The organism is Sphingomonas sabuli, assembly GCF_014352855.1.
Taxonomy (GTDB): Bacteria; Pseudomonadota; Alphaproteobacteria; order Sphingomonadales; family Sphingomonadaceae; genus Sphingomicrobium; species Sphingomicrobium sabuli.
In genome coordinates this window covers 1,217,320-1,238,853 of the sequence record NZ_CP060697.1, presented here as the reverse complement: position 1 = coordinate 1,238,853, position 21,534 = coordinate 1,217,320, and the positions used below count along the sequence as shown (strand labels likewise).

The 21,534-nt window shown below is 65.5% G+C and carries 12 protein-coding genes; 5 read left to right on the top strand and 7 right to left on the bottom strand.

The features are described from left to right. Nucleotides 1-2: 2 nt before the first annotated feature. Nucleotides 3-1,349 (bottom strand): calcium-binding protein, encoded by a 1,347-nt coding sequence (locus H8M03_RS06135; protein WP_187480845.1) that lies wholly within the window; start codon nucleotides 1,347-1,349, stop codon nucleotides 3-5. Between the two features lie 317 nt (nucleotides 1,350-1,666). On the opposite strand from H8M03_RS06135, the gene H8M03_RS06130 reads away from it, so the two are divergent. Then, nucleotides 1,667-3,403, top strand: a complete 1,737-nt coding sequence (locus H8M03_RS06130) for a M20/M25/M40 family metallo-hydrolase (RefSeq protein ID WP_246449145.1) — start codon at nucleotides 1,667-1,669, stop codon at nucleotides 3,401-3,403. Here H8M03_RS06130 and H8M03_RS06125 read toward each other — a convergent pair. Genes H8M03_RS06125 through H8M03_RS06100 form a run of 6 tightly spaced genes read right to left on the bottom strand, consistent with a single transcriptional unit; the run spans nucleotide 3,400 to nucleotide 8,505 of the window. Beyond that, nucleotides 3,400-4,575, bottom strand: coding sequence for an LL-diaminopimelate aminotransferase (locus H8M03_RS06125; RefSeq protein ID WP_187480844.1), 1,176 nt, complete (start codon nucleotides 4,573-4,575; stop codon nucleotides 3,400-3,402). The genes H8M03_RS06130 and H8M03_RS06125 overlap by 4 nt on opposite strands. Before the next feature lie 44 nt (nucleotides 4,576-4,619). Beyond that, nucleotides 4,620-5,825, bottom strand: coding sequence for a serine hydrolase domain-containing protein (locus H8M03_RS06120; RefSeq protein WP_187480843.1), 1,206 nt, complete (start codon nucleotides 5,823-5,825; stop codon nucleotides 4,620-4,622). Beyond that, nucleotides 5,822-6,694, bottom strand: coding sequence for a diacylglycerol/lipid kinase family protein (locus H8M03_RS06115; RefSeq protein WP_187480842.1), 873 nt, complete (start codon nucleotides 6,692-6,694; stop codon nucleotides 5,822-5,824). Before H8M03_RS06115 ends, H8M03_RS06120 begins: the two co-directional genes overlap by 4 nt. Before the next feature lie 27 nt (nucleotides 6,695-6,721). After that, nucleotides 6,722-7,273 carry a DUF3617 domain-containing protein gene (locus H8M03_RS06110; RefSeq protein ID WP_187480841.1) on the bottom strand — a complete coding sequence of 184 codons (552 nt, stop codon included), beginning with the start codon at nucleotides 7,271-7,273 and terminating at the stop codon, nucleotides 6,722-6,724. Nucleotides 7,274-7,320: 47 nt separating this feature from the next. Further along, complete coding sequence (locus tag H8M03_RS06105) at nucleotides 7,321-8,049, bottom strand: aspartate/glutamate racemase family protein (RefSeq protein WP_187480840.1); 729 nt, start codon at nucleotides 8,047-8,049, stop codon at nucleotides 7,321-7,323. Between the two features lie 36 nt (nucleotides 8,050-8,085). Then, nucleotides 8,086-8,505 carry a hypothetical protein gene (locus H8M03_RS06100; RefSeq protein WP_187480839.1) on the bottom strand — a complete coding sequence of 140 codons (420 nt, stop codon included), beginning with the start codon at nucleotides 8,503-8,505 and terminating at the stop codon, nucleotides 8,086-8,088. 56 nt (nucleotides 8,506-8,561) lie between these two features. Between H8M03_RS06100 and uvrB the strand changes: the two genes are divergently transcribed. The 4 genes from uvrB to H8M03_RS06080 all read left to right on the top strand — a co-directional run bounded on the left by uvrB (nucleotide 8,562) and on the right by H8M03_RS06080 (nucleotide 21,485). Next, nucleotides 8,562-10,763, top strand: a complete 2,202-nt coding sequence (gene uvrB, locus H8M03_RS06095; RefSeq protein ID WP_187480838.1) for an excinuclease ABC subunit UvrB — start codon at nucleotides 8,562-8,564, stop codon at nucleotides 10,761-10,763. A gap of 147 nt (nucleotides 10,764-10,910) precedes the next feature. Next, complete coding sequence (locus tag H8M03_RS06090) at nucleotides 10,911-13,217, top strand: calcium-binding protein (protein WP_187480837.1); 2,307 nt, start codon at nucleotides 10,911-10,913, stop codon at nucleotides 13,215-13,217. A 186-nt stretch (nucleotides 13,218-13,403) separates the two neighbouring features. After that, entirely contained in the window at nucleotides 13,404-16,313 is a 2,910-nt protein-coding gene (locus H8M03_RS06085) for a M10 family metallopeptidase C-terminal domain-containing protein (protein WP_187480836.1), read from the top strand. 273 nt (nucleotides 16,314-16,586) lie between these two features. Continuing rightward, nucleotides 16,587-21,485 carry a M10 family metallopeptidase C-terminal domain-containing protein gene (locus H8M03_RS06080; RefSeq protein WP_187480835.1) on the top strand — a complete coding sequence of 1,633 codons (4,899 nt, stop codon included), beginning with the start codon at nucleotides 16,587-16,589 and terminating at the stop codon, nucleotides 21,483-21,485. Nucleotides 21,486-21,534: the final 49 nt, after the last annotated feature.

Sequence of the window (21,534 nt, the reverse complement as noted above, 5' to 3'; positions counted from 1 at the left end):
GGTTAAAGGATCAGATTGTCGGGATCGAACGACTGGCTGGCGAAGAATTTGAGATCCGCATGCCCGTCGCCGTCGACGTCGGCGAAATAGAAGACGCCGCCGAGGACCAGGTCGATGGTCTGCCACAATTGGCCGGCGTGCCCGGTGGGCAGGAGGACGTAGTCGAACGCCTGGTCGCCCGCCGTGGTGGTGTCGGCATCGATCCCCGACAGGTCAAGGACGTCGCCGAAGCCGTTGTGGATGACGTCGCGATGGTCCGGTTCGGAGTCCAGGACCGACGTGAAGACGAAGGTGTCCGCGCCGCCGCCGCCGAACAGTTCATCGGCGCCGCGGCCGCCGATGAGGACGTCGTCGCCATCCCCGCCGGCAAGCGTGTCGTTGCCGTCGCCGCCGATGAGCCGGTTGTCCAGCCCGTTGCCGGTCAGCGCCGCGCCCGTATTCGATACGATCCGGCCGACTTCGATATTGTCGCCGAGCGTGTGGTCGGCGGTGGTGTCGACGCGGTCGGTGCCTTCGCCGCTCAACTCGGTCACGATGTCACCGGCGCTGTCGACCTGGTAGGTGTCGTTGCCCGCGCCGCCGACCATCGTGTCGTCGCCGACGCCGCCGTCGAGGCGATCGTCGCCGTCGCCGCCGACCAGCATGTCGCTGCCGACGCGGCCGAGCAGGTTGTCGTTACCGCCATGGCCGGAAAGAATGTTGTCGCCGTTGTTTCCGGACACGACATTGTCCTGCGCGTTGCCGGTGCCGTTGGCATGGGCCGAACCGGTCAGGAACAGGTCTTCGACATTAGCGGCCAGGTCGAAGCTGACCGAGCTGTAGACGCGGTCGCGGCCCTCGCCGTCGGCTTCGATCGTCTGGTCGCCGGCATCGTCGACGTAATAGACATCGTCGCCGAGTTCGCCGCGCATGATGTCCGCGCCGCCCAGCCCGTCGAGCACGTTGTCCGCGCTGTTGCCGATGATGCGGTTGGCGGCGTTGTTGCCGGCGCCGCGGACCGCCGTTCCTGTGAGGAACAGGTCTTCCACATGGTCGCGCACGCGATAGCTGATCGAGCTGTACACCCGGTCTTCTCCCTGATCGTCGAATTCGACCGCGAGGTCGCGGGCATCGTCGACGTAATAGACGTCGTCCCCAAGCCCGCCGCGCATCACGTCGGCGCCGGTGCCGCCGACCAGCGTGTCGTGACCGCCGCCGGCGTTGAGCACGTCGAGACCGTCGTATCCGTACAGCGCGTCGTCGCCATCGTGGCTGAAGATCAGATCGTCTCCGCCAAAGCCCTTCATCACGTCCGCATCCGACGTGCCGTGCATCCGATCGTTCTGGTCCGATCCATCCCAATTGGGCATCTGCATATCTCCTTTCTCTTTCAAGTCGTCAGCCGAGCGCATTCAGTGCAGCCACCCAATAGGTGGTTATACCGAAAGTTAATGAACCTTCGAACTTCGAGAAAAGAAACAGTAATTTTGACTTGTGTAATCGGGCAGACCGAGAAAGTTGGTTTGGCGCGTTCCCAATGTAAGCTGGATTACATAAACGCCGTGTTTTCCATCAGGTTTGTCAGGCGCTGTTGTTGCCGCTCACTGATTCTCGGGCTGCGCGGGGCGCGAGAACCAAATGGGCCGCGGGCCGTTGGGCTAGCTAGAGCCAAGAGGGGAAAAGCATCATGACCATGCGGCGCCTGTCCGTCCTGATTCCGATCATCGCCGTTGCCGGCTGCGCCACCGCGCCGGTCCCGTCCGCGCCGCCCGCCGACGTTTATCCCGCCGGCGATCCTTATGCCCCGAAGGCGCCCCCGCCGCCGGTGCCCGCCGCCGAGATCACCACCGAGCGCATGAGCGAGATCACGCGCGTGCTGGCGTCCGACGAGATGCTGGGCCGGGCGCCGGGCGGACCGGCCGAACAGAAGACCGTCGATTACCTGATCGCGCAATTCCAGGGCGCGGGGCTGGAACCGGCGGGCGAGAACGGCGGCTGGACGCAGCGCGTGCCGATGATCCACACGCAATTGACGGGCCCGTTGAAGATCGATGTCCGCCACGGCGGGACGACGGACAGCCTGTCGCCGACCGACGACGTGTCGATGACCACCGTGCTGCCGGTCAGCGAGGTGAAGATCGTCGACGCGCCGATGGTCTTCGTCGGTTACGGCGTGACCGCGCCCGAACGCGGCTGGGACGATTTCAAGGACGTCGACCTGAAGGGCAAGGTCGCGCTGTTCCTGGTCAACGACCCCGATTTCCAAGCCGCCGCGGGCGACGACAGCGCTGGCAAGTTCGGCGACAAGACGATGACCTATTACGGTCGCTGGACCTATAAATATGAAGAGGCCGCCCGGCGCGGCGCGATCGCCGCGATGGTAGTCCACGAAACCGACGGCGCGGGTTATGGCTGGAACGTCGCCGGCAGCAGCGCGGGCGAGAATTACGCGATCGAGTTGCCGGCCGGCGCACCGCGCCCGCCAATGCTGCAGGGGTGGATCCAGCGGCCCGCCGCCGAACGGCTGCTGAAGCGCGCCGGCCTGGATTATGCGACGCTCAAGCGGCAGGCGCGCAGCCGGGCATTCCAGCCCGTCGATATGAAGTCGACCTATTCGGCATCGACCGCGGTCACGGTCGAACAGATCGTCAGCCAGAACGTGCTTGGCAAGCTGACCGGCGCCAGCCGCCCGGACGAGGTCGTCAGCTATGGCGGCCACTGGGATGCCTATGGACAGGGCGAGCCCGACGCGCAGGGCCGGACCGTGCGCCCGGGCGCCGCCGACGATGCGCTGGGCCTTGCCGCGATGATCGAGATCGCGCGCAAGTTCGCGTCGCGGCCAAGGACCGAGCGGACGTTGCTGTTCGCCGCCTGGACCGGCGAGGAAAGCGGCCTGCTGGGCAGCGAATATTATGCGCAGCGGCCGCTTTATCCGGCGGAAAAGATGGTCGCCAACCTGACGCTCGACACGTTGCAATGGGCCGGGCCGGTCAAGGACGCGCTGCTGATCGGCAAGGGCCAGAGCGAGATGGAGACGATCCTGGCCGAGGAAGCGGCCAAGCAGGGACGCTACGTCACCGTGGAAGGCCATCCCGAGCGCGGCTTATTCTATCGCGCCGACCATTTCTCCTTCGCCAAGCGCGGCGTCCCGGTGCTGCTCGATATGGCGCTGGCCGGCGCCTACGACCTGGAAACGGGCGGCCGGGAAGCGGGCGAGAAGTGGCTGAGCGACTTTACCGGCACCTGTTACCACCAGACCTGCGACGCGTGGTCGGCGAATTGGGACCTGCGCGGCGCCAAGCAGGAAGCGGACCTGTTCTACGCCATCGGCGCGCGGCTGGCGAACGGCCGGGCATGGCCGCAATGGCTGCCGTCGTCCGAATTCCGCAAGGTGCGCGAGGAAAGTGCCGCCCAGCGCCGTTAGCGGTCAAGCAGCTTGCGGATGGCGCGGGCCGCCTGGCGCAGGCGCTGTTCGTTTTCGACCAGCGCGAGGCGGACGAAGCCTTCGCCTTCCTCGCCGAAGCCGACGCCCGGGGCGACCGCGACGCCGGCGTCGCGGATCAGCATCTTGGCGAAATCCATGCTGCCCATGTGCCTGAACTTTTCGGGCAGCGGCGCCCAGGCGAACATCGAAGCCTGCGGCACGGGAATGTCCCAGCCGGCGCGGCCGAAGCTTTCGACCAGCACGTCGCGGCGCTTGCGGTACAGCTGGCGGTTGGCCTCGACGATGTCCTGCGGCCCGTTGAGCGCGGCGCAGGCCGCGGCCTGGACCGGGGTGAAGGCGCCATAGTCGAGATAGGATTTGACCCGGGTCAGCGCCTCGATCAGCCGGGCGTTGCCGACCGCGAAGCCCATCCGCCAGCCGGCCATCGAATAGGTCTTGGACATTGACGTGAACTCGACCGCCACGTCCCTGGCGCCGTCGACCTGCAGGATAGATGGCGTGGGCGTGTCGCCGAAATAGATTTCGGCATAAGCGAGGTCGGAAATGACGATCAGATCGTGTTCGCGGGCGAAGGCGACCAGCCGTTCGTAAAAGGGCAGGTCGGCGACGTAGGCGGTCGGGTTGCTGGGATAGCCGACCACCAGCACCTTGGGCCGCGGGACGCTGTAGCGCATCGACATGCGCAGCCGCTTGAAGAAGTCCTCGCCGGGTGCGGCGGGGATCGAGCGGATCGCGGCGCCGGCGATGACGAAGCCGAAGGTATGGATGGGATAGCTGGGATTGGGGGCAAGGACGACGTCGCCCGGCGCGGTGATCGCCTGGGCCAGGTTGGCCAGCCCTTCCTTCGAGCCCAGGGTGACGATCACTTCGCGGTCGGGATCGAGCGTGACCCCGAACCGGCGCTGGTAGTAATTGGCCTGGGCCTTGCGCAGGCCGGGAATGCCCCGCGACGCGGAATAGCGGTGGGCGGTCGGCTTGGCCGCGACCTCGCACAATTTGGCGATGACATGGTCGGGCGGGGCGCCGTCGGGATTGCCCATGCCAAGGTCGACGATGTCGTGCCCCGCGGCGCGGGCGGCCGCCTTCATCGCGTTCACCTCGGCGAAGACGTAGGGTGGCAGCCGGCGGATGCGGTAGAATTCTTCGTCCATCGCCGCGCTATGCGGCGCGCCCGGCGGGCGGGCAAGCGAGCGGTTCAGCGGCGGCCCAGCGCGAGGGCGCGAGCAAAGGCGATCTCCTCGCTGATGCGATAGGCGCTGTCGCCACGGGGCGGGTCGTCGCCGAGGCCGGTCGAGAAATAGGCAACGCCGGTGCCCCGCGCGCGGTCGATCCATAGGCCGGAGCGCAGGCCATAGGCTTCGCCGGCATGGCCGACGCGCACGACGCCGTCGCCGGCGGGATCGTCATCGCAGCCGGCGGCGCGCGTGGGGATGGTCTGCGTGGCGAGTCCGTAGGTGCAGTAGAAGCCGCCGTCGGTCTGCCCGTTGGTGCCGTCGAACCGCCATGCGGGGGCGAGCAGGGCATCAACCGATCGGGGCGAGAGGATGCGCACGCCGTCGAGCGTTCCGCCGCCCAGCAGCAACCGGCCGATCCGCGCCAGCCCGCGCACCGAGATGCGCAACCCGCCCTGCGGCGCGAACAATGCGCCATTGTCGCCCGCTTTCCATAGAGTCAGGTCACAGGGCGCCGGGTCCTCGACATAGACGGGGCAGGCGGGGCGGCGGCCGTGGAGGTCGTCGCGGATCGGCGTGCCGTCGGGTTCGCTCAGCTGGACGGCGCGGGCGACGGCAGCGTCGCTACAGGTCGGCCAATTGTAGCAGGCGTCGATGCCCATCGGGTCGAGCACATTGGCCCGCATCCACCGGTCGAACCGTTCGCCGGTAACCCGTTCGACGATCGAGCCGACGACCGGGAAATTCATGTTGGAGTAAGTGAAATATCCGGCGCCGGGCGCGTGCAACGGATCCCACGAGGCGGGGCTGGCCACCGCGCTGCGCACCGTGCGGCCAAGGGGGATGGCATATTGGTCGTCCGAATCGCGGATGGAGCTGGTGTGCGACAGCAACTGGCGCAGCGTGATCGGCCGGCTGGGGAAAGCCGGGTTGCGAAGCGTCCAGCCGAGGTAGGTCGAAACGTCGGCGTCAAGGTCGAGCCGGCCAGATTCGACCAGCTTCATCACGCCGATCGCCACGCCGATCTTGCTGATCGAAGCGATGCGCACCGGGTCGTCGGGAGTGACCGGGCGCCGGGCTTGCGGATCGGCAAGGCCGTCGGCGAAGGCGCCGATCTCGCCGCCGCGGTCGAACGCAATGCCTGCCTGCGCCAGCGGTTGCGGCGCCGGCCGGACGGTGGTGCATCCGGCAAGCGCGAGGGCGGCGACGGCGGCTGAAGCAAGCTTCATGGAACGATGACGTTTAGCGCCCGCGGCCGGATTGTGTAGTCGAGCGGCGAGGCCATGCCGACGACTTCGCCGTCGACCGCCACCGGCAGGTGCGACCGGCGCGAAGTCACGCGCAGGCTGGTGACGCCGGTCAGCTGGACCATGTCGCCGGACCGGGTGCGGTTGAACAAGGCACGCAACGTCGCCGCGACGAGGCCCAGGCGGCTGGTGCTGCGCATGACCAGCACGAACAGTTCGCCGTCCTGCAGGCTGGCGCGGCTGCCGCGGCCGATGATGTCGACCCGATAGTCGTTGTTGCCGACGAACAGCAGCGGCGTTTCGACGCTTTCCTCGCGATCGTTCACGGTCAGCCGCAGCCGCTGGTGCTTGAAGCGCGCAAAGGTGCGGATCGACGCGACGATCATCGCCCGTTTCTTGGTCCGGCCCAGCCGCCGCCGTTGCAGATCGCGGTCGACCACCATCAGCGGGTAAAGGCCGATCGCGCTGTTGTTGAGAAACAGGTGGCCGTTGACTTCGGCCACGTCGACCTGGCGGACTTTTCCTGCAGCGACGACTTGCGCCGCTTCGCCGATGTCGGCGGGAATGCCGAGGTCACGGGCGAAATGGTTGAGGGTGCCCAGCGGCAGGATGCCCATCGTCATGCCGGTCCCGGCAAGCACGGCGGCGACGCTGCTCAACGTCCCGTCGCCGCCGCCCGCGACCACCGTCGTCGCGCCCCGATCGAGCGCCTGTCGCGCAAGGTCCGCAACGTTGCCGCCGTCGACCCAGGTCGGGCGGGCGGAGAGGCCCGCGGCGGCAATTGCCTGTTCGATCGCGGCGCGGTCGGACGCCGGGCCGGAGGCCGCGTTGAGGATGAGGTGGGTGGTCACGCCCGCGCCAACGCGCGACGCCGCGATTCAGCTTGCCTTTTCGTCGCAGTCCCCGGTCCGCCGCGATTCCACGCGCATGGTCATGGTCATCGCCTGGCCCGCCTCGCCGCCCGTCGTGTCGGATTCCATCCGCATGTCGTAGCTGGTCGACGAATAGGTGCCGGCCATCTTCATGACCTGGGTCGCGGCGCCGGACGCGCAACGCATCTGCGCATCGATCTTGCCGCCCTTCATGCGGAAATGGTCGTAGCGGCAGTTATCGTTGCCGGCGAAGAAGTTGGCGCCAGGCTCTTTGGCCTGTTCCTCGGTCAGGCAGGCTTCGGCGGTGCGGGGCTGCTGCATCGCCGACTGCATCCGTTCGGCCGCTTCGGGCGGCATGCCGGGTACCGACATCTTTTCGATCGTCACGCTGGATTGCCACTTGCCGGGCCGGAGGAGCCCCTCTTCCCCGGACGCTTCGCGCACCGCCTGCGACACGTCCTCGACCGAGGCGTTGGTCTCATCGACCGTCGGCTTCGACCCGCAGGCGGCGAGACTCAGGCAAAGGGCCGCAGCGGCCGCGCATCGACGCATCATCATTCCCCCAACAGGCCGCGCACCATATGGCGCCAGCGGCGCAAGGCAAGCTATTGCCCGACCGGGCCGCCGCGCCAGTGCGGCAGGGGCCGGGCGCCGGTCGCGACCTCGAACGCGGCCCTGGCCAGCAGGAGGGTGGAATCGAGGATCGGCAGCGGCGAAACGTCGGCCGTCACCAGCAGCGGGATTTCCGTACAGACCAGCGCGACCCCGTCGCAGCCGTCCTCGCGCTTCATCCGCTCGATGATCTCGACGTAGCGGGCGCGCGACGGCGCGGTAAAGCGGCCCTCGACCAGTTCGTCGAAGATGATGCGGTCGATGTCGGCGCGCTCGTCCGCGGTGGCGAAGACGGGCGCAATGCCGACCGCAGGCAGCGCCCGGCGATAGACGGGGCCTGCCATGGTGAAGCGGGTGCCGAGCACCGCGACCCGGGTCATGCCGAGCGCTGCGGCGCGTTCGGCCACCACGTCGCCGATGTTGAGACCGGGCAGCGGCAGGTCCGCACCCGGCATTTCCAGCGCGATATGGGCGGTATTGTCGGGGCAGGCGAAGAAATCGCAGCCGCCGGCCGCAAGCCGAGCGACCGACTGCGCGAAGTAGGCGCGGACCGCGGCGTGGTCGCCGGCATCCCACGCCGGCATGACATGGCCCATCGCTTCGCAGTCCAGCATGACGTCGGGATGCAGGTGCGGGCCGATGTCGCGAAAGCCGTTGCGGCAGAATTCGAGGAAGCAGAGCGCTGCCCCCTCGGCGCTATGAGCAAGGATCCCAAACCGCATTGGCAAGCGTGTAAGACGGCGGCCGCGCGGCGGCAATCAGGCGGGCGTGACGAGCCGGCCTTCGACGATCTGGTCGATCCCCGTGCCGAAGGCGGAGAATCGCAGCTTCAAGCGAAAGCGGTCGCGACCGTAGGTGCCGGAAATGGGGACGTCGTGCGCGGCGATATCGTCGACCGCCGGCTGCGCGAAGCTGCCTTCGATGCGTCCGTCCTTGAAGGTCACGTCGGCCCTTTGCATCCCGTGGTAGAATTCGCGAAACATGACCACTTCCGGCGGGTTGTCCGCGGCTTTACGGCCTAGCTCGAGCTTTTCGGACTGCATGGCGCCGGGCACGTCCCGGGTCGATCCAAGGTCCGATTCCATCCACGCGTCGACCTGCCACGTGCCAGCCGCGAACCGTTCCTGTTCCCCGCACCCTGCAAGCATCAGCAATATCCCGATCCACGCCCGCCGCACGTCATATCCCCGGCCCCGTTGAAGCGGCCCGGCATAACCGCCATCTGTTAACGAACATGGCAATCCAGATTCGCACCTCGCTGGCCGAACCCGACACCGGCGACACCTTCGTCCCGCACAAGCCCGCGCGGCCCGAAAAGGCGGAGGGCGGGAAGAAATTCGTGCTGGCGTCGGAATATTCGCCCGCCGGGGATCAGCCGACCGCGATCAGGGAATTGACCGAGGCGGCGCGCGAGGGCGAGCGGAGCCAGGTGCTGCTGGGCGTGACCGGGTCAGGCAAGACCTTCACCATGGCCAAGGTGATCGAGGAATTGCAGCGGCCCGCACTGGTGATCGCGCCCAACAAGATCCTCGCCGCCCAGTTGTACGGGGAGTTCAAGAGCTTCTTCCCCGACAATGCGGTCGAATATTTCGTCAGCTATTACGATTATTACCAGCCCGAAGCCTACGTCCCGCGGACCGACACCTACATCGAGAAGGAAAGCTCGGTGAACGAGGCGATCGACCGGATGCGGCATTCGGCGACGCGCTCGCTGCTGGAGCGCGACGACGTGATCATCGTCGCGTCGGTTTCGTGCCTGTATGGCATCGGGTCGGTCGAAACCTATTCGGCGATGACCTTTACGCTGAAAAAGGGCGAAAGCGCCGACCAGCGCGAAGTGATCCGCAAGCTGGTCGCGCTGCAGTACCGCCGCAACGACCAGGCGTTCGCCCGCGGTAATTTCCGAGTCCGCGGCGACAATCTGGAAATCTTCCCGTCGCATTACGAGGACACCGCGTGGCGCGTGTCCTTCTTTGGCGACGACATCGAGGACATCGTCGAGTTCGACCCGCTGACCGGCAAGAAGGCGGCGAGCCTCGACAGCATCAAGGTCTATGCCAATTCGCACTATGTGACGCCCGGCCCGACGCTGAAGCAGGCGATGGGTGCGATCCGCCACGAGCTGACCGAGCGGCTGAAGGAGCTGGAGTCCGAAGGCCGGTTGCTGGAGCTGCAGCGGCTGGAGCAGCGGACCAACTTCGACCTGGAGATGATCGCCGCGACCGGCAGCTGCGCGGGCATCGAGAATTACAGCCGCTTCCTGACCGGCCGCCTGCCCGGCGAGCCGCCGCCGACCCTGTTCGAATATCTGCCCGACAACGCGCTCCTGTTCATCGACGAAAGCCACCAGACGGTGCCGCAGATCGGCGCGATGGCGCGCGGCGACCACCGGCGAAAGATCACGCTGGCCGAATATGGCTTCCGCCTGCCAAGTTGCATCGACAACCGTCCGCTGCGATTCAACGAATGGGACGCGATGCGCCCGCAGACGACCTTCGTCAGCGCGACGCCCGGACCGTGGGAAATGACCGAGACCGGCGGCGTCTTTTCCGAACAGGTCATTCGGCCGACCGGCCTCATCGACCCGCCGGTCGAGATCAAGCCGGTCGAGGACCAGGTCGACGACCTTGTCCACGAGGCGAAGGAAACGGCGCGCAAGGGCTATCGCACCCTGGTCACCACGCTGACCAAGCGCATGGCCGAGGATCTGACGGAATATCTGCACGAGGCGGGGCTGCGGGTCCGCTACATGCATTCCGATGTCGAGACGCTGGAGCGCATCGAGCTGATCCGCGAGCTTCGGCTTGGCGTCTATGACGTGCTGGTGGGCATCAACCTGCTGCGCGAAGGGCTCGACATTCCCGAATGCGGGCTGGTCGCAATCCTCGACGCGGACAAGGAAGGATTCCTGCGGTCGGAAACCTCATTGATCCAGACCATCGGCCGCGCCGCGCGCAACGTCGAGGGCCGCGTCATCCTGTATGCCGACACGGTCACCGGATCGATGGAACGGGCGCTCGCCGAAACCGGGCGGCGGCGCGAAAAGCAGGAAGCGTACAACCTCGAACACGGCATCACGCCGACGACGATCAAGCGCAACATCTCCGACATCATCGCCCACGTGTCGTCGCGCGACGGCGTGGTGGTCGATACCGGCGACGACGAACGCCCGCACCTCGTCGGGCATAACCTCAAGGCGTATATCGCCGACCTCGAGCAGCGGATGCGCAAGGCCGCCGCGGACCTGGAGTTTGAGGAAGCGGGCCGGCTGCGCGACGAGATCCGCCGGCTGGAGGAAGACGAGCTCGGCATCCCCGACCACGACCGCGTGGCGCCGCGCCCGCTGGGCAATTCGACGGAAGGCAAGCCGGGCACCCGCAAGGGTCGCTTCGGGAAACAGGGGCGGACTCGGTTCGGGGGCGGACGGCGCGGGTAGGTCGAGCCGATATTGCCGTCAGATCTGCGTGCCCAGTCCGGCGGGATGGGCAAAAATCCCTATCATTCAGCAACTTGATTTAACTTAAGTTCGGACGTACCGCCGGCGCCGATAAATGCACCGGGTGGCGTAAAAAGGGGCGGGCACATGGCGAGATTCGTTGCGAGCGGCGACTTCGACATGGACGCATTCTACGCCGATACCCTCATGCCCTATATCGCGTCTTCCGGCGAAGTGGTCATCTCCAACGAAGAACATGTCAAAGTCGAAGTCTGGCCAGGGTTCGACTTTCTGGAAATGCTCGGCTCCTTCACCGACTTCGACGATCGCGGTTATCCCATTTTCGGCACAATCACGCGCGTAGCCTTCACCGAAGATTCTTCGGAAAGATTTTTCGTTGAAACCTCTATCGACGTGCAAGCCTTCAACGCCTTCATGGGCGCCGAAGACGTGCAGGGCTTGTTCGCCGCCATCCTGGCCGGCGACGACGAAATCCTGGGCGCCGGAGGCGCGGAGGAGTTGTACGGCTATTCGGGCAACGACGTCATTCGCGGCGACGAAGGCAATGACCGCCTTCACGGCGGAGATGGTGCCGACCTGTTGTCGGAATATACCTATGGCGCACCCTTTGGCGACGACCTTTACGACGGCGGGACCGGCATCGATCGGGTCAGCTATTTCTCAGCGGACGATGCCATCGGCGTAACGGTCGATCTGAACATCTCCGGCGCGCAAAACACCGGCCAGGGCAGCGATACGTTCGTCAGCATCGAACAGGTCACCGCCACGCGTGGCGACGACACGGTAACCGGCGACGGCGCAGCGAACTGGTTCTGGACGTTCGGCGGTCAGGACGTGCTGTCGGGCAATGGCGGAGACGACCGTTTTACCGTCGGTGCCGGCGACAAGGTCATCGATGGTGGGACCGGCATTGACACCGCCGACCTGTCGGTCGCATCGGATGAGGCGTCGTTCGACGCGTACATCGACGCCACGGGCGTCACCGTGTCGCTTGCGCTCCAGGGCAGCGCGCAATGGGTGGGCACCGGCTATTGGACACTCAATAACGTCGAGAATCTGGGCGGTGACTTTTACGACGACACGCTGACCGGCAATGGCGAGACCAATATCCTGGCCGGAGGAGTCGGCAACGACGTGTTGACCGGCGCCGGCGGCGACGACTGGCTGTACGGCGATGGCTACTTCCGCAGCGACGCCGACGGAAATCAGATCGTCGACGGGACGTTCGACGTCAACGACTGGGAAGTCTATTACGCGGACGACACGCTCAACGGCGGCGCCGGCAATGACCATCTGTTCGGATACGTGGGCAATGACGTGCTCAACGGCGGCGCCGGCAATGACGAGATCGACGGCGGGGACGGCATCGATCGGTTGTCCTATGCCGGGTCGTCCGGTGCGGTCACCGTCGACCTGGCCATTACGGGTGCGCAGGCGACCGGCGGTTCCGGCAATGACACCTTGACCGGGATCGAGAATGTCGACGGTTCGGGTTTTGCCGATCAGGTTTCCGGCGACGAGGGCGCCAATGCATTGCGCGGAATGGACGGCGACGATCGCCTGATCGGCCGTGGCGGCAACGACGTTTTGAACGGCGGACTGGGCGCCGACATCATGCGCGGCGGAACGGGCAACGACACCTATTACGTCGACAATGTCGGCGACCGCATCGCCGAAGATGCCGGGCAGGGGACCGACACGGTGATCAGTTCGGTTACCTTCGCGCTTCGTTCCAATTTCGAGAACCTGACACTGACCGGTTCCGCGGTACGCGCGGCGGGCAATAACCTCGCAAATGTCCTGAGCGGCACCGGGGGCGTCAACGTCCTCAACGGCGGCTTTGGCGCCGACATCATGCGCGGAGGCGGCGGCAACGACATCTACTATGTCGAGACGGCCGGCGATCGGGCGGTCGAGCTTGCGGACGCCGGGCGGGACCGGGTCTATACGACGATCGACTGGACGCTTGAGGACAACGTCGAAGACGTCTTCGCGCGGGGTTCGGCAGGCATAGCGCTGACCGGCAACGCGCTGGACAACGTTATCATCGGCAATGCCGCCAACAACACGCTCGACGGGCGCGCTGGGGCGGACGATCTGCGCGGCGCGAACGGTGCCGACACCTTTGTCTTCCGTGACGGCGAGTTCGGTGGAACGACCGGCTCCACCGCCGACCGCGTCATGGATTTCAGCCAGGCGCAGGGCGACCGCATTGACCTGCATTTTGTCGACGCAAGTTCGGGCGCGGACGGCGACCAGGCTTTCGCCTTCATCGGCGCCGCAACCTTCTCCGGCACGGCCGGGGAGCTGCGCTACCAGGTGACCAACGGCACGACCTATGTGTCCGGCGACACCAACGGCGACGGGGCCGCGGACTTCATGATCCGGCTGGACGGCGGTCATACTTTGGTCGGCGGGGACTTCATCCTCTAGGCGGCCGCGCGGCGAGGACCGCTCGGGCAAGCCGTTGCCACGGGCCGCCGGATTGCCAGCGTGCCCCTTGTCATTGATAAATTATCGTCTAGGTTCAACAGGTTGCGGCGGCCGCTCGGACCAGCCGCCGCACTGTACCGATGATTCAGCGGCGGTCCCGGCGTCGCGCCTGGCGAGAAGTGAACCATGCCCGACATTCCTAATAACAGCTCGACCACGACGTCGATCACGCGCGGCGGGTCGCTGACCGGCCAGCTGGAGACTATCGGCGATCACGATTGGGTACGGATCCAGGTTACCGCCGGGCAGACGATGATCATCACGCTGACCGGCACCGGCAGCAACCCGCTGGAAGACCCGTACATCTACGTGCGCGATGCCAACGGCAATCTGGTGGCGGAAAACGACGACGGCGGATCGGGTCGCAATTCACGGCTGGTATTCGAAGCACCCGCGTCCGGCACCTTTTACATCGACGTCGCGGCGTGGGACGACAATTACACCGGCACCTACACGCTCAACGTCGATCCCTATTCGCAGCCGCTGTTCACGCTCGACCAGATTGCCCACCAGTTGACGCACGATTTCTGGGGCGGCGACTATCGTCACTTCAACGTCGGCGAAGGCGGGTCGCTGACCGTCAACCTGACCGCGCTGACCGTTGCCGGGCAGACGCTGGCGCGGGCCGCGCTGGAGCGGTGGGGGGACGTGATCGGAGTCGATTTCGTCGAGGTGCCGAGCGGCGGCCAGATCGTGTTCGACGACAATGAAGACGGCGCCTTCTCGACGTCGGTGTGGAACAACCACATCATCTCCAGCTCCTTCGTCAACATCTCGACGCAGTGGCTGGCCGATTACGGCACGACGCTGAACGGCTACGCCTTCCAGACCTACATCCACGAAATCGGCCACGCGCTGGGCCTCGGCCATGCCGGCAATTACAATAACGACGCCGATTTCTTCAGCGAGGCGCTCTATTCCAACGACGGCTGGCCGTCGTCGGTGATGTCCTATTTCTCGCAAGAGGAGAGCCGCTACTTCCGGCAGGAAAGCTTCAACGTCAATTACGCCGTCACGCCGATGCTCGCCGACATCGTCGCGATGCGCGAATTGTACGGCCTGTCCACCACCACCCGCGCCGGCGACACGACCTATGGGGCGGGCTGGAACAGCAACATGGGCACGCTGACCATTTTCGACAGCGGGGGTATCGACACGATCGACGCGTCGGCCAGCCAGGTCGGCGTCCGGGTCGATCTTGGCGAGGGCCAGTTTTCCAGCCTATTCGGCGAGATTGGCGTCGTCGGCATCGCGCCCGGCACGGTGATCGAGAACGCCCGCGGCGGGAACGCCAACGACCGGCTGACCGGGAACGCGGCCGATAACCTGCTGATGGGCGGCGACGGACGCGACACGCTGTACGGCGAAGACGGCAACGACGTGCTCAACGGCGGCGCGCGCGACGACATTATGGTCGGCGGCGCAGGCAACGACACATATTATGTCGACGTGACGATGGACCAGGTCGGCGAGTCCTATGGCGCGGGCTACGACGTGGTCATCAGCTCGGCCGATTTCCGCCTTGACGACAACGTCGAGGAATTGCGCCTGACCGGCTCCGCCGCGCTGTACGGTTACGGCGGTACTTCCGACAATTTGATCCAGGGCAATAGCGGCGACAACGAGCTTCGCGGCGCGGAGGGCAGCGACGAACTGTTCGGCGCCGGCGGCGATGACCGGTTATTCGGCGAGGCGGGCGACGACACGCTGGACGGCGGCGCGGGCACCAACGTGATGCGCGGCGGCACCGGCGACGACACCTATGTCGTGCGCACCGCCGATGACCAGGTCGTCGAACTGGCCGAAGAAGGCCGGGACACCGTCACCAGCACGCGCAGCTATACGCTCGGCGCCAACGTCGAGGCTCTGGTCCTGCTGGGCAGCGCGTCGATCAACGGCAACGGCAACGCCGGCGACAATGTCCTGATCGGCAACGACGGCGACAACCGGCTTAACGGCGGGTTGGGCGCCGACGTCATGCGCGGCGGCGCGGGCGACGACACGTTTATCGTCGACGATCGCGGCGACGTCGCGGCCGAGAACGCAGGACAGGGCAACGACACGGTCCTAAGCTCGGTCAATTACCGGCTGCGCGCCAATGTCGAAAACCTGACTCTGACCGGCGGCGCGGTGCGCGGGTACGGCAACGACGGCATCAACCGCATCGTCGGCACCGCCGCGGCCAACATCCTGGACGGCGGCGCGGGCGCGGACATCATGCGCGGCGGCGCGGGCAACGATACTTATTATGTCGACAACGCCGGCGACCGCATTGCGGAGGACGCCGGCGCCGGGATCGACAGCGTCATCAGCTCGGTCACCTTCGCCCTGCGCTCCGACTTCGAAAACCTGACGCTGACCGGGACGGCGGTGCGCGCGTCGGGCAACAACCTCGTCAACCGCCTGAACGGAACCGCCGGCGACAACGTGCTCAACGGCGGGCTGGGCGGCGACATCATGCGCGGCGGGGGCGGCAACGACATCTACTACGTCGAGACCGCGAGCGACCATGCGATCGAAGATGCCGGCGCGGGCCGCGACCGGGTCTATTCGACGATCAGCTGGACGCTGGAGAACAACGTCGAAGATCTGTTCGCGCGCGGGACCGCTTCCGTCACGCTGAACGGCAACACGCTCGACAATGCGATCGTCGGCAATGCCGGCGACAACCGCATCGACGGGCGCGGCGGGGCGGACGACCTGCGCGGGTCGGCCGGCGCCGACACGTTCGTGTTCCGCGACGGCGAATTCGGCGGGCTGAGCGCGTCGACCAGCGACCGGATCGTCGATTTCGACCAGTTGGAGGGCGACCGTATCGACCTGCGCGCCGTCGACGCGCATTGGGGCCAAACGGGCGACCAGGCGTTCGACTTCATCGGCCGCGCGGACTTCGACGGGACGGCGGGGCAATTGCGTTACGACACCATCAACGGCAACACCTATGTGTACGGGGATGCCAACGGCGACGGCGCGGCGGACTTCCTGATCCGGCTGGACGGCAATCACGCGCTCGTCGGCGGGGACTTCATGCTGTAGCGCGCTACGCTGTTACTTTGCGGCAACAGATTGTCCCATAACGGTATTTAAGTCAGATAAAGGACAGGATTCGGTCTTGCCTGATCCGGTCGGCGCGGGCAGGCGGGTTAACTTACGATGGTGACGCAGCGGGGGTTGCGGGCAGCCGAATGATGTTGCGCGAGCAGCGTTTGACCTTCCGGTCGTGACCGCTTGCCAGGCGGCGATGCGCTGCCAAGCCAACAGCGTTCAATATGCCCGGCAGAGTGCCCCGTTCTCGGGGAGGGCAGAGACATGCCAAGCACTTCACAACCAGCCACTGGCCGGCCGGAAATCGACGGGATATTGTGGGGCCTGCGCTGGTCCGGCGGCACCGTCACTTATGCCTTTCCCGATTCCGCCAGCGACTTTCCCGCCGGCTATGGCGACGAGCCGACCACCGACTTTTTCCCGGTGTCCGTCTATCAGCAGGAAGTCGTTCGCTACGTCTTCGGGCTGATCGAAAGCTATACCAACCTGACCTTTTCCTACACCGGCACCAACACCGGCGACCTGATGTTCGGCCAGACCTCGCTGGCGCCGACCGCTTATGCCTATTACCCGGGCGACGGGAACGGGGGCGACATCTGGTTCGGGGACGATTTCCGCAACCCGCGCATGGGCGATTACGCCTTCCTGACCCACCTGCACGAAATCGGGCATGCGCTCGGTCTCAGCCACCCGCACGACAGCGATGGGCCGATCGGCGGCGTGCTGCCGCTGGAATATGATTATCTGAACTATACGGTGATGAGCTATCGCGACCATTACAACGGTCCGCTGAGCTACTCGCTGCCGCAATTCCATTATCCGACCAGCTTCATGACGCTGGATATCCTGGCGCTGCAGACGATGTACGGCGCCGATTACAGCACCAATTCCGGCAACACGGTTTACAGCTGGAGCCCGACCACCGGGCAGCAGTTCATCAACGGCGTCGGCCAGATGACCCCGGGCAGCGGCAGCGGCTATTTCGGCGACGGCGCGTCCAACCACATCATGATGACGGTGTGGGACGGCGGCGGCACCGACACGTTCAATTTCGCCAATTACGGGCTGACGGCGTCGCAGTCGCTGAACATCAATATCGGGGCCGGGGCCGGCATCTACCTGCCCAACGGCACGATCTACAACAGCCTGCTTTTCGACGACGACGTCCGCTCCCTGATCGAAAACGTGATCGGCAGCGTCAACCGCGACAACATCACCGGCAACCAGGCCGACAACCGGTTGGACGGCCGCGTCGGCGATGACATCCTGTCCGGCGAAGCGGGTAACGACACGCTGATCGGCGACGAGGGCGACGACCAGATCACCGGCGGCAGCGGCAACGACCGCATCAACGGCGGCGTCGGCGACGACATCCTGTCCGGCGGCAGCGGTATAGACGTGCTCGACGCGGGCACGGGCGACAACCAGCTGCGCGGCGGCTTCAACCGCGACATCGCGATGTTCGGTTTCAATTTCATCGACGCGATGATCCGCTTCCTGCCCGACGGTGCGATTTATGTCGGCACGGCCGACGGGTTCAACATCATCCGTTCGGTCGAGGTCCTGCGCTTTCTCGACGGCGACATCGAAGTGTCCGCGCTGCGTCCCGACGACACCACCGCGCCGACGGCGATGCTGCCGCAGGATAACCTTGTCGTAACCGGGCCGGGCCAGGTCCCGCAGTCGTGGCAGGGCGTGACGATCCAGTTCAACGAGGACGTCACTTTGGGCGCGGGCAACGTGCGCATCTTCTATTCCGACGGCACCTTGTACCGCACCTATGCGGCCAGCGACCTGTTCACCGACGGGGACACGCTGTTCGTCCCGTACCCGACCGGCGCCGGCCAATATTATATCGAGGCCGATCCGGGCGTCGTGGTCGACATGTCGGGCAATGAATTCGAAGGCATCAGCGGGCGCAACGCGCTGAACTTCCTGATCGGCGTGCGGTCCGACGATTATCCCAACAGCTTCGGCCTGGACAGCGGCGCGCTGACCATCAACGGGCCTGCGCTGGGCGGCTATATCAGCGACAACAATGACCAGGATACTTTCCGGGTCCAGCTCAATTCCGGGCAGTCGTACCGCTTCTGGATCGATGCGTCAGGCGTGAATGGAGCCGGCGACCTCGATGTCCGGATCTACGATGCCTATGGCTCGCAGGTCAGCGGGGGCGATGCCAACGAGGGGCTTTGGATCACGCCCACCTACACGTCCACCTACTACGTTTACGTCACGCCGCGCATCCAGCCGGTCGGCGAGTCCGGGGCCGGCGACTATTCAGTACAGGTCGTGGCCGGGAACGACGACATGCCGGCGGGTCCGTCGACGCAGGTCGGACTGGCGACGGGCGGAACGGTGTCCGGGGTCGCGCAGGGCGAAAGCGACATCGACTGGATCCGGGTCGAGCTGGTGTACGGGCATACCTATCGGTTCACGGCTTCGCCGTCCGGGGGCGATGCCAGCGACTACATCTCGATGCACCTGGTCCGGTTCAATGACGGCACCCTGCAGTACAATCCGCTGCCGGAAGACGGCAATTACACCAGCCTCGATTCCAGCTCCAGCACGGCGGGGGCGCAGATCGTCTACACCGCCAGCGCGACCGGAACCTACTTCTTGCGGATCAACGCGGATACCGCCGGGACGGGGACGCAGAACAACGGCGGCACCTATTCGGTGACCATGACCGAAGGGTCCTATTCGGCGCCGCTATTCCTGTCGGCCGCTTCGTACGGCGGGACGAATGCGCCGTATTCCGACCTGGTCCTGACCTTCGACCGGCCGTTTGAGCTGGCGTCGGGATTCATCACGATCAACACAGGCAACCCCATCATCGGGAACGGCGGACTTCTCCGGATCGATGTGACCGATACGTCGCAAGTCAGGATTGTCGGCAACACGATCCGAGTGAACCCGTCGATCGAACTGCCGGCCGGCCGGCTGTCGGTCCAGATAGACCAATCGGCAGTCGTCGGAACCGACGGCACCTTTTTCGAATGGGCGGCCGGCGCGATCAACACCTTCGTGGTCGGCTATCACCAATATTCCAATTTCCAGAACTACGCCGACGATTATCTTGGCACCGCCGCCACGCTGGGACGGGTCGCGATCGGACAGTCGGCCACCGGCGAATATCACGCTTCGGGTTTCAATAGCGGCAGCTTTTCCGGGGCTGATACGGACTGGTTCCGGGTCGAGCTGGTGGCCGGCCAGACCTACGATTTCGGGTTGCTCACCGACACCGGCCTCAACCCGTATATCAGCTACGGCAGCGGCTACCTGCTCCACCTCCAGCTGGTCGATGCCAGCGGCGCCGTCATTGCCCAGGACATGGACAATAGCGGCGGGCACGGAAACAGCCGCATCCTCTTCACGGCGACGCAAAGCGGCGTGTTCTTCCTTGCCGTCAGCGGCGAGACGATCGGCGGCGGCTCCACCCGCCCGCGGTACGAAGTGACCATGAACGATCCGCAGGGCCTGACGGTCGTCGGCACGTCCGCGGGCGACGTGCTGCGCGGGTCTGCCGGGTTCGACAGGATCGACGGGCTTGGCGGCGCGGACCGCATGGCCGGCGGCCTTGGCGGGGATACCTATACGGTCGACAATGCCGGCGACGAGATCGTCGAGGGCCTGACCGGCGGCGTCGACACCGTGCTCAGTTCGATCACGCTGACCTTGCCGACCAATGTCGAGAACATCATGCTGATCGGCAACGGCGCGATCGATGCCACCGGCAGCAGCGGCGACAACCGCCTTTCCGGCAACGACGCTGCCAACGAGCTGCGCGGCCTGGCGGGCAACGACGTCATCGAAGGCGGCGGCGGCAACGACCGGATCGACGGCGGGACGGGCAGCGACGTTATGCGCGGCGGGGCCGGCAACGACATCTATTATGTCGACGAGACCGCCGACCTTGTGGTGGAAGGCTCCGGCCAGGGGAACGACGCGGTCTACAGCCTTGTCAGCTACACGCTGCGCGCCGGGGTCGAGGACTTGTACCTCAACGGCACCGTAGTGCGCGGCACCGGCAATGCCGAAGCCAACCGGCTGTTCGGCAATGCATCGGCCAACATCCTCGATGGCGGCGGCGGCGTGGACATCATGCGCGGCGGCGCCGGCGACGACGTCTATTACGTCGACAATTTCGACGACCTCGTCATCGAGAACGCGGGCGAGGGCAACGACGTCGTCTACAGTTCGGCGAACTTTTGCCTGCGCGCCGATGTCGAGGACCTGACCCTGATCGGTTCAGCCGTACGGGCGTACGGCAATGCCGGGTCGAACCGATTGATCGGCAACAACTCGGCCAACATCCTCGACGGCGGGGCCGGCGCGGACGTGATGCGCGGCGGAGCCGGCAACGACACCTATTACGTCGACAATGTTCGCGACGCGATCGCGGAGATTTCCGGCGGGGGCATCGACGAGGTCATCAGCTCGGTCAGCTTCGCGTTGCGGTCCAACTTCGAGATCCTGACCCTGACCGGAAATGCCGTGCGCGCGTCCGGCAACAACATGTACAACCGGTTGAACGGCAACGACGCCAACAATGTCATCAACGGCGGGCTCGGCGGCGACATCATGCGCGGGGGCGGCGGCAACGACATTTATTATGTCGAGGATAACAGCGACCACACGATCGAAACCGCAGGCGCCGGCCGCGACCGGGTTTACACGACCATCAGCTGGCAGTTGGAAAACCATGTCGAGGATCTGTTCGCCCGCGGGTCGGCGACGATCAACCTGACCGGCAACAACCTGGACAATGCCATTGTCGGCAATGCGGCCAACAACATCATCGACGGGCGGGCCGGCGCGGACGACCTGCGCGGCGCGCGCGGCGCCGACACGTTCGTGTTCCGCAACGGTGAATTCGGCGGGCTGACCGCATCGACCGCCGACCGCATTCTCGATTTCCGCCGTGCCGAGGGCGACCGCATCGACCTGCAGCAGGTCGACGCCCATCGCGGCATCGACGGCGACCAGTCCTTCACGTTCATCGGGACCGCCGAATTCAGCGGCGTCGCCGGTCAGTTGCGGTACCAGATCACCAACGGCAACACGTACGTTTACGGCGACGCCAACGGCGACGGCGTGGCGGACTTTCTGATCCGGCTCGACGGCTCGCTCAACCTGGCTGGAGGCGACTTCATTCTGTAACCCTGCAAGGGGCGAATTGCTTATCTGAAACAGGTGATTACCATGCACT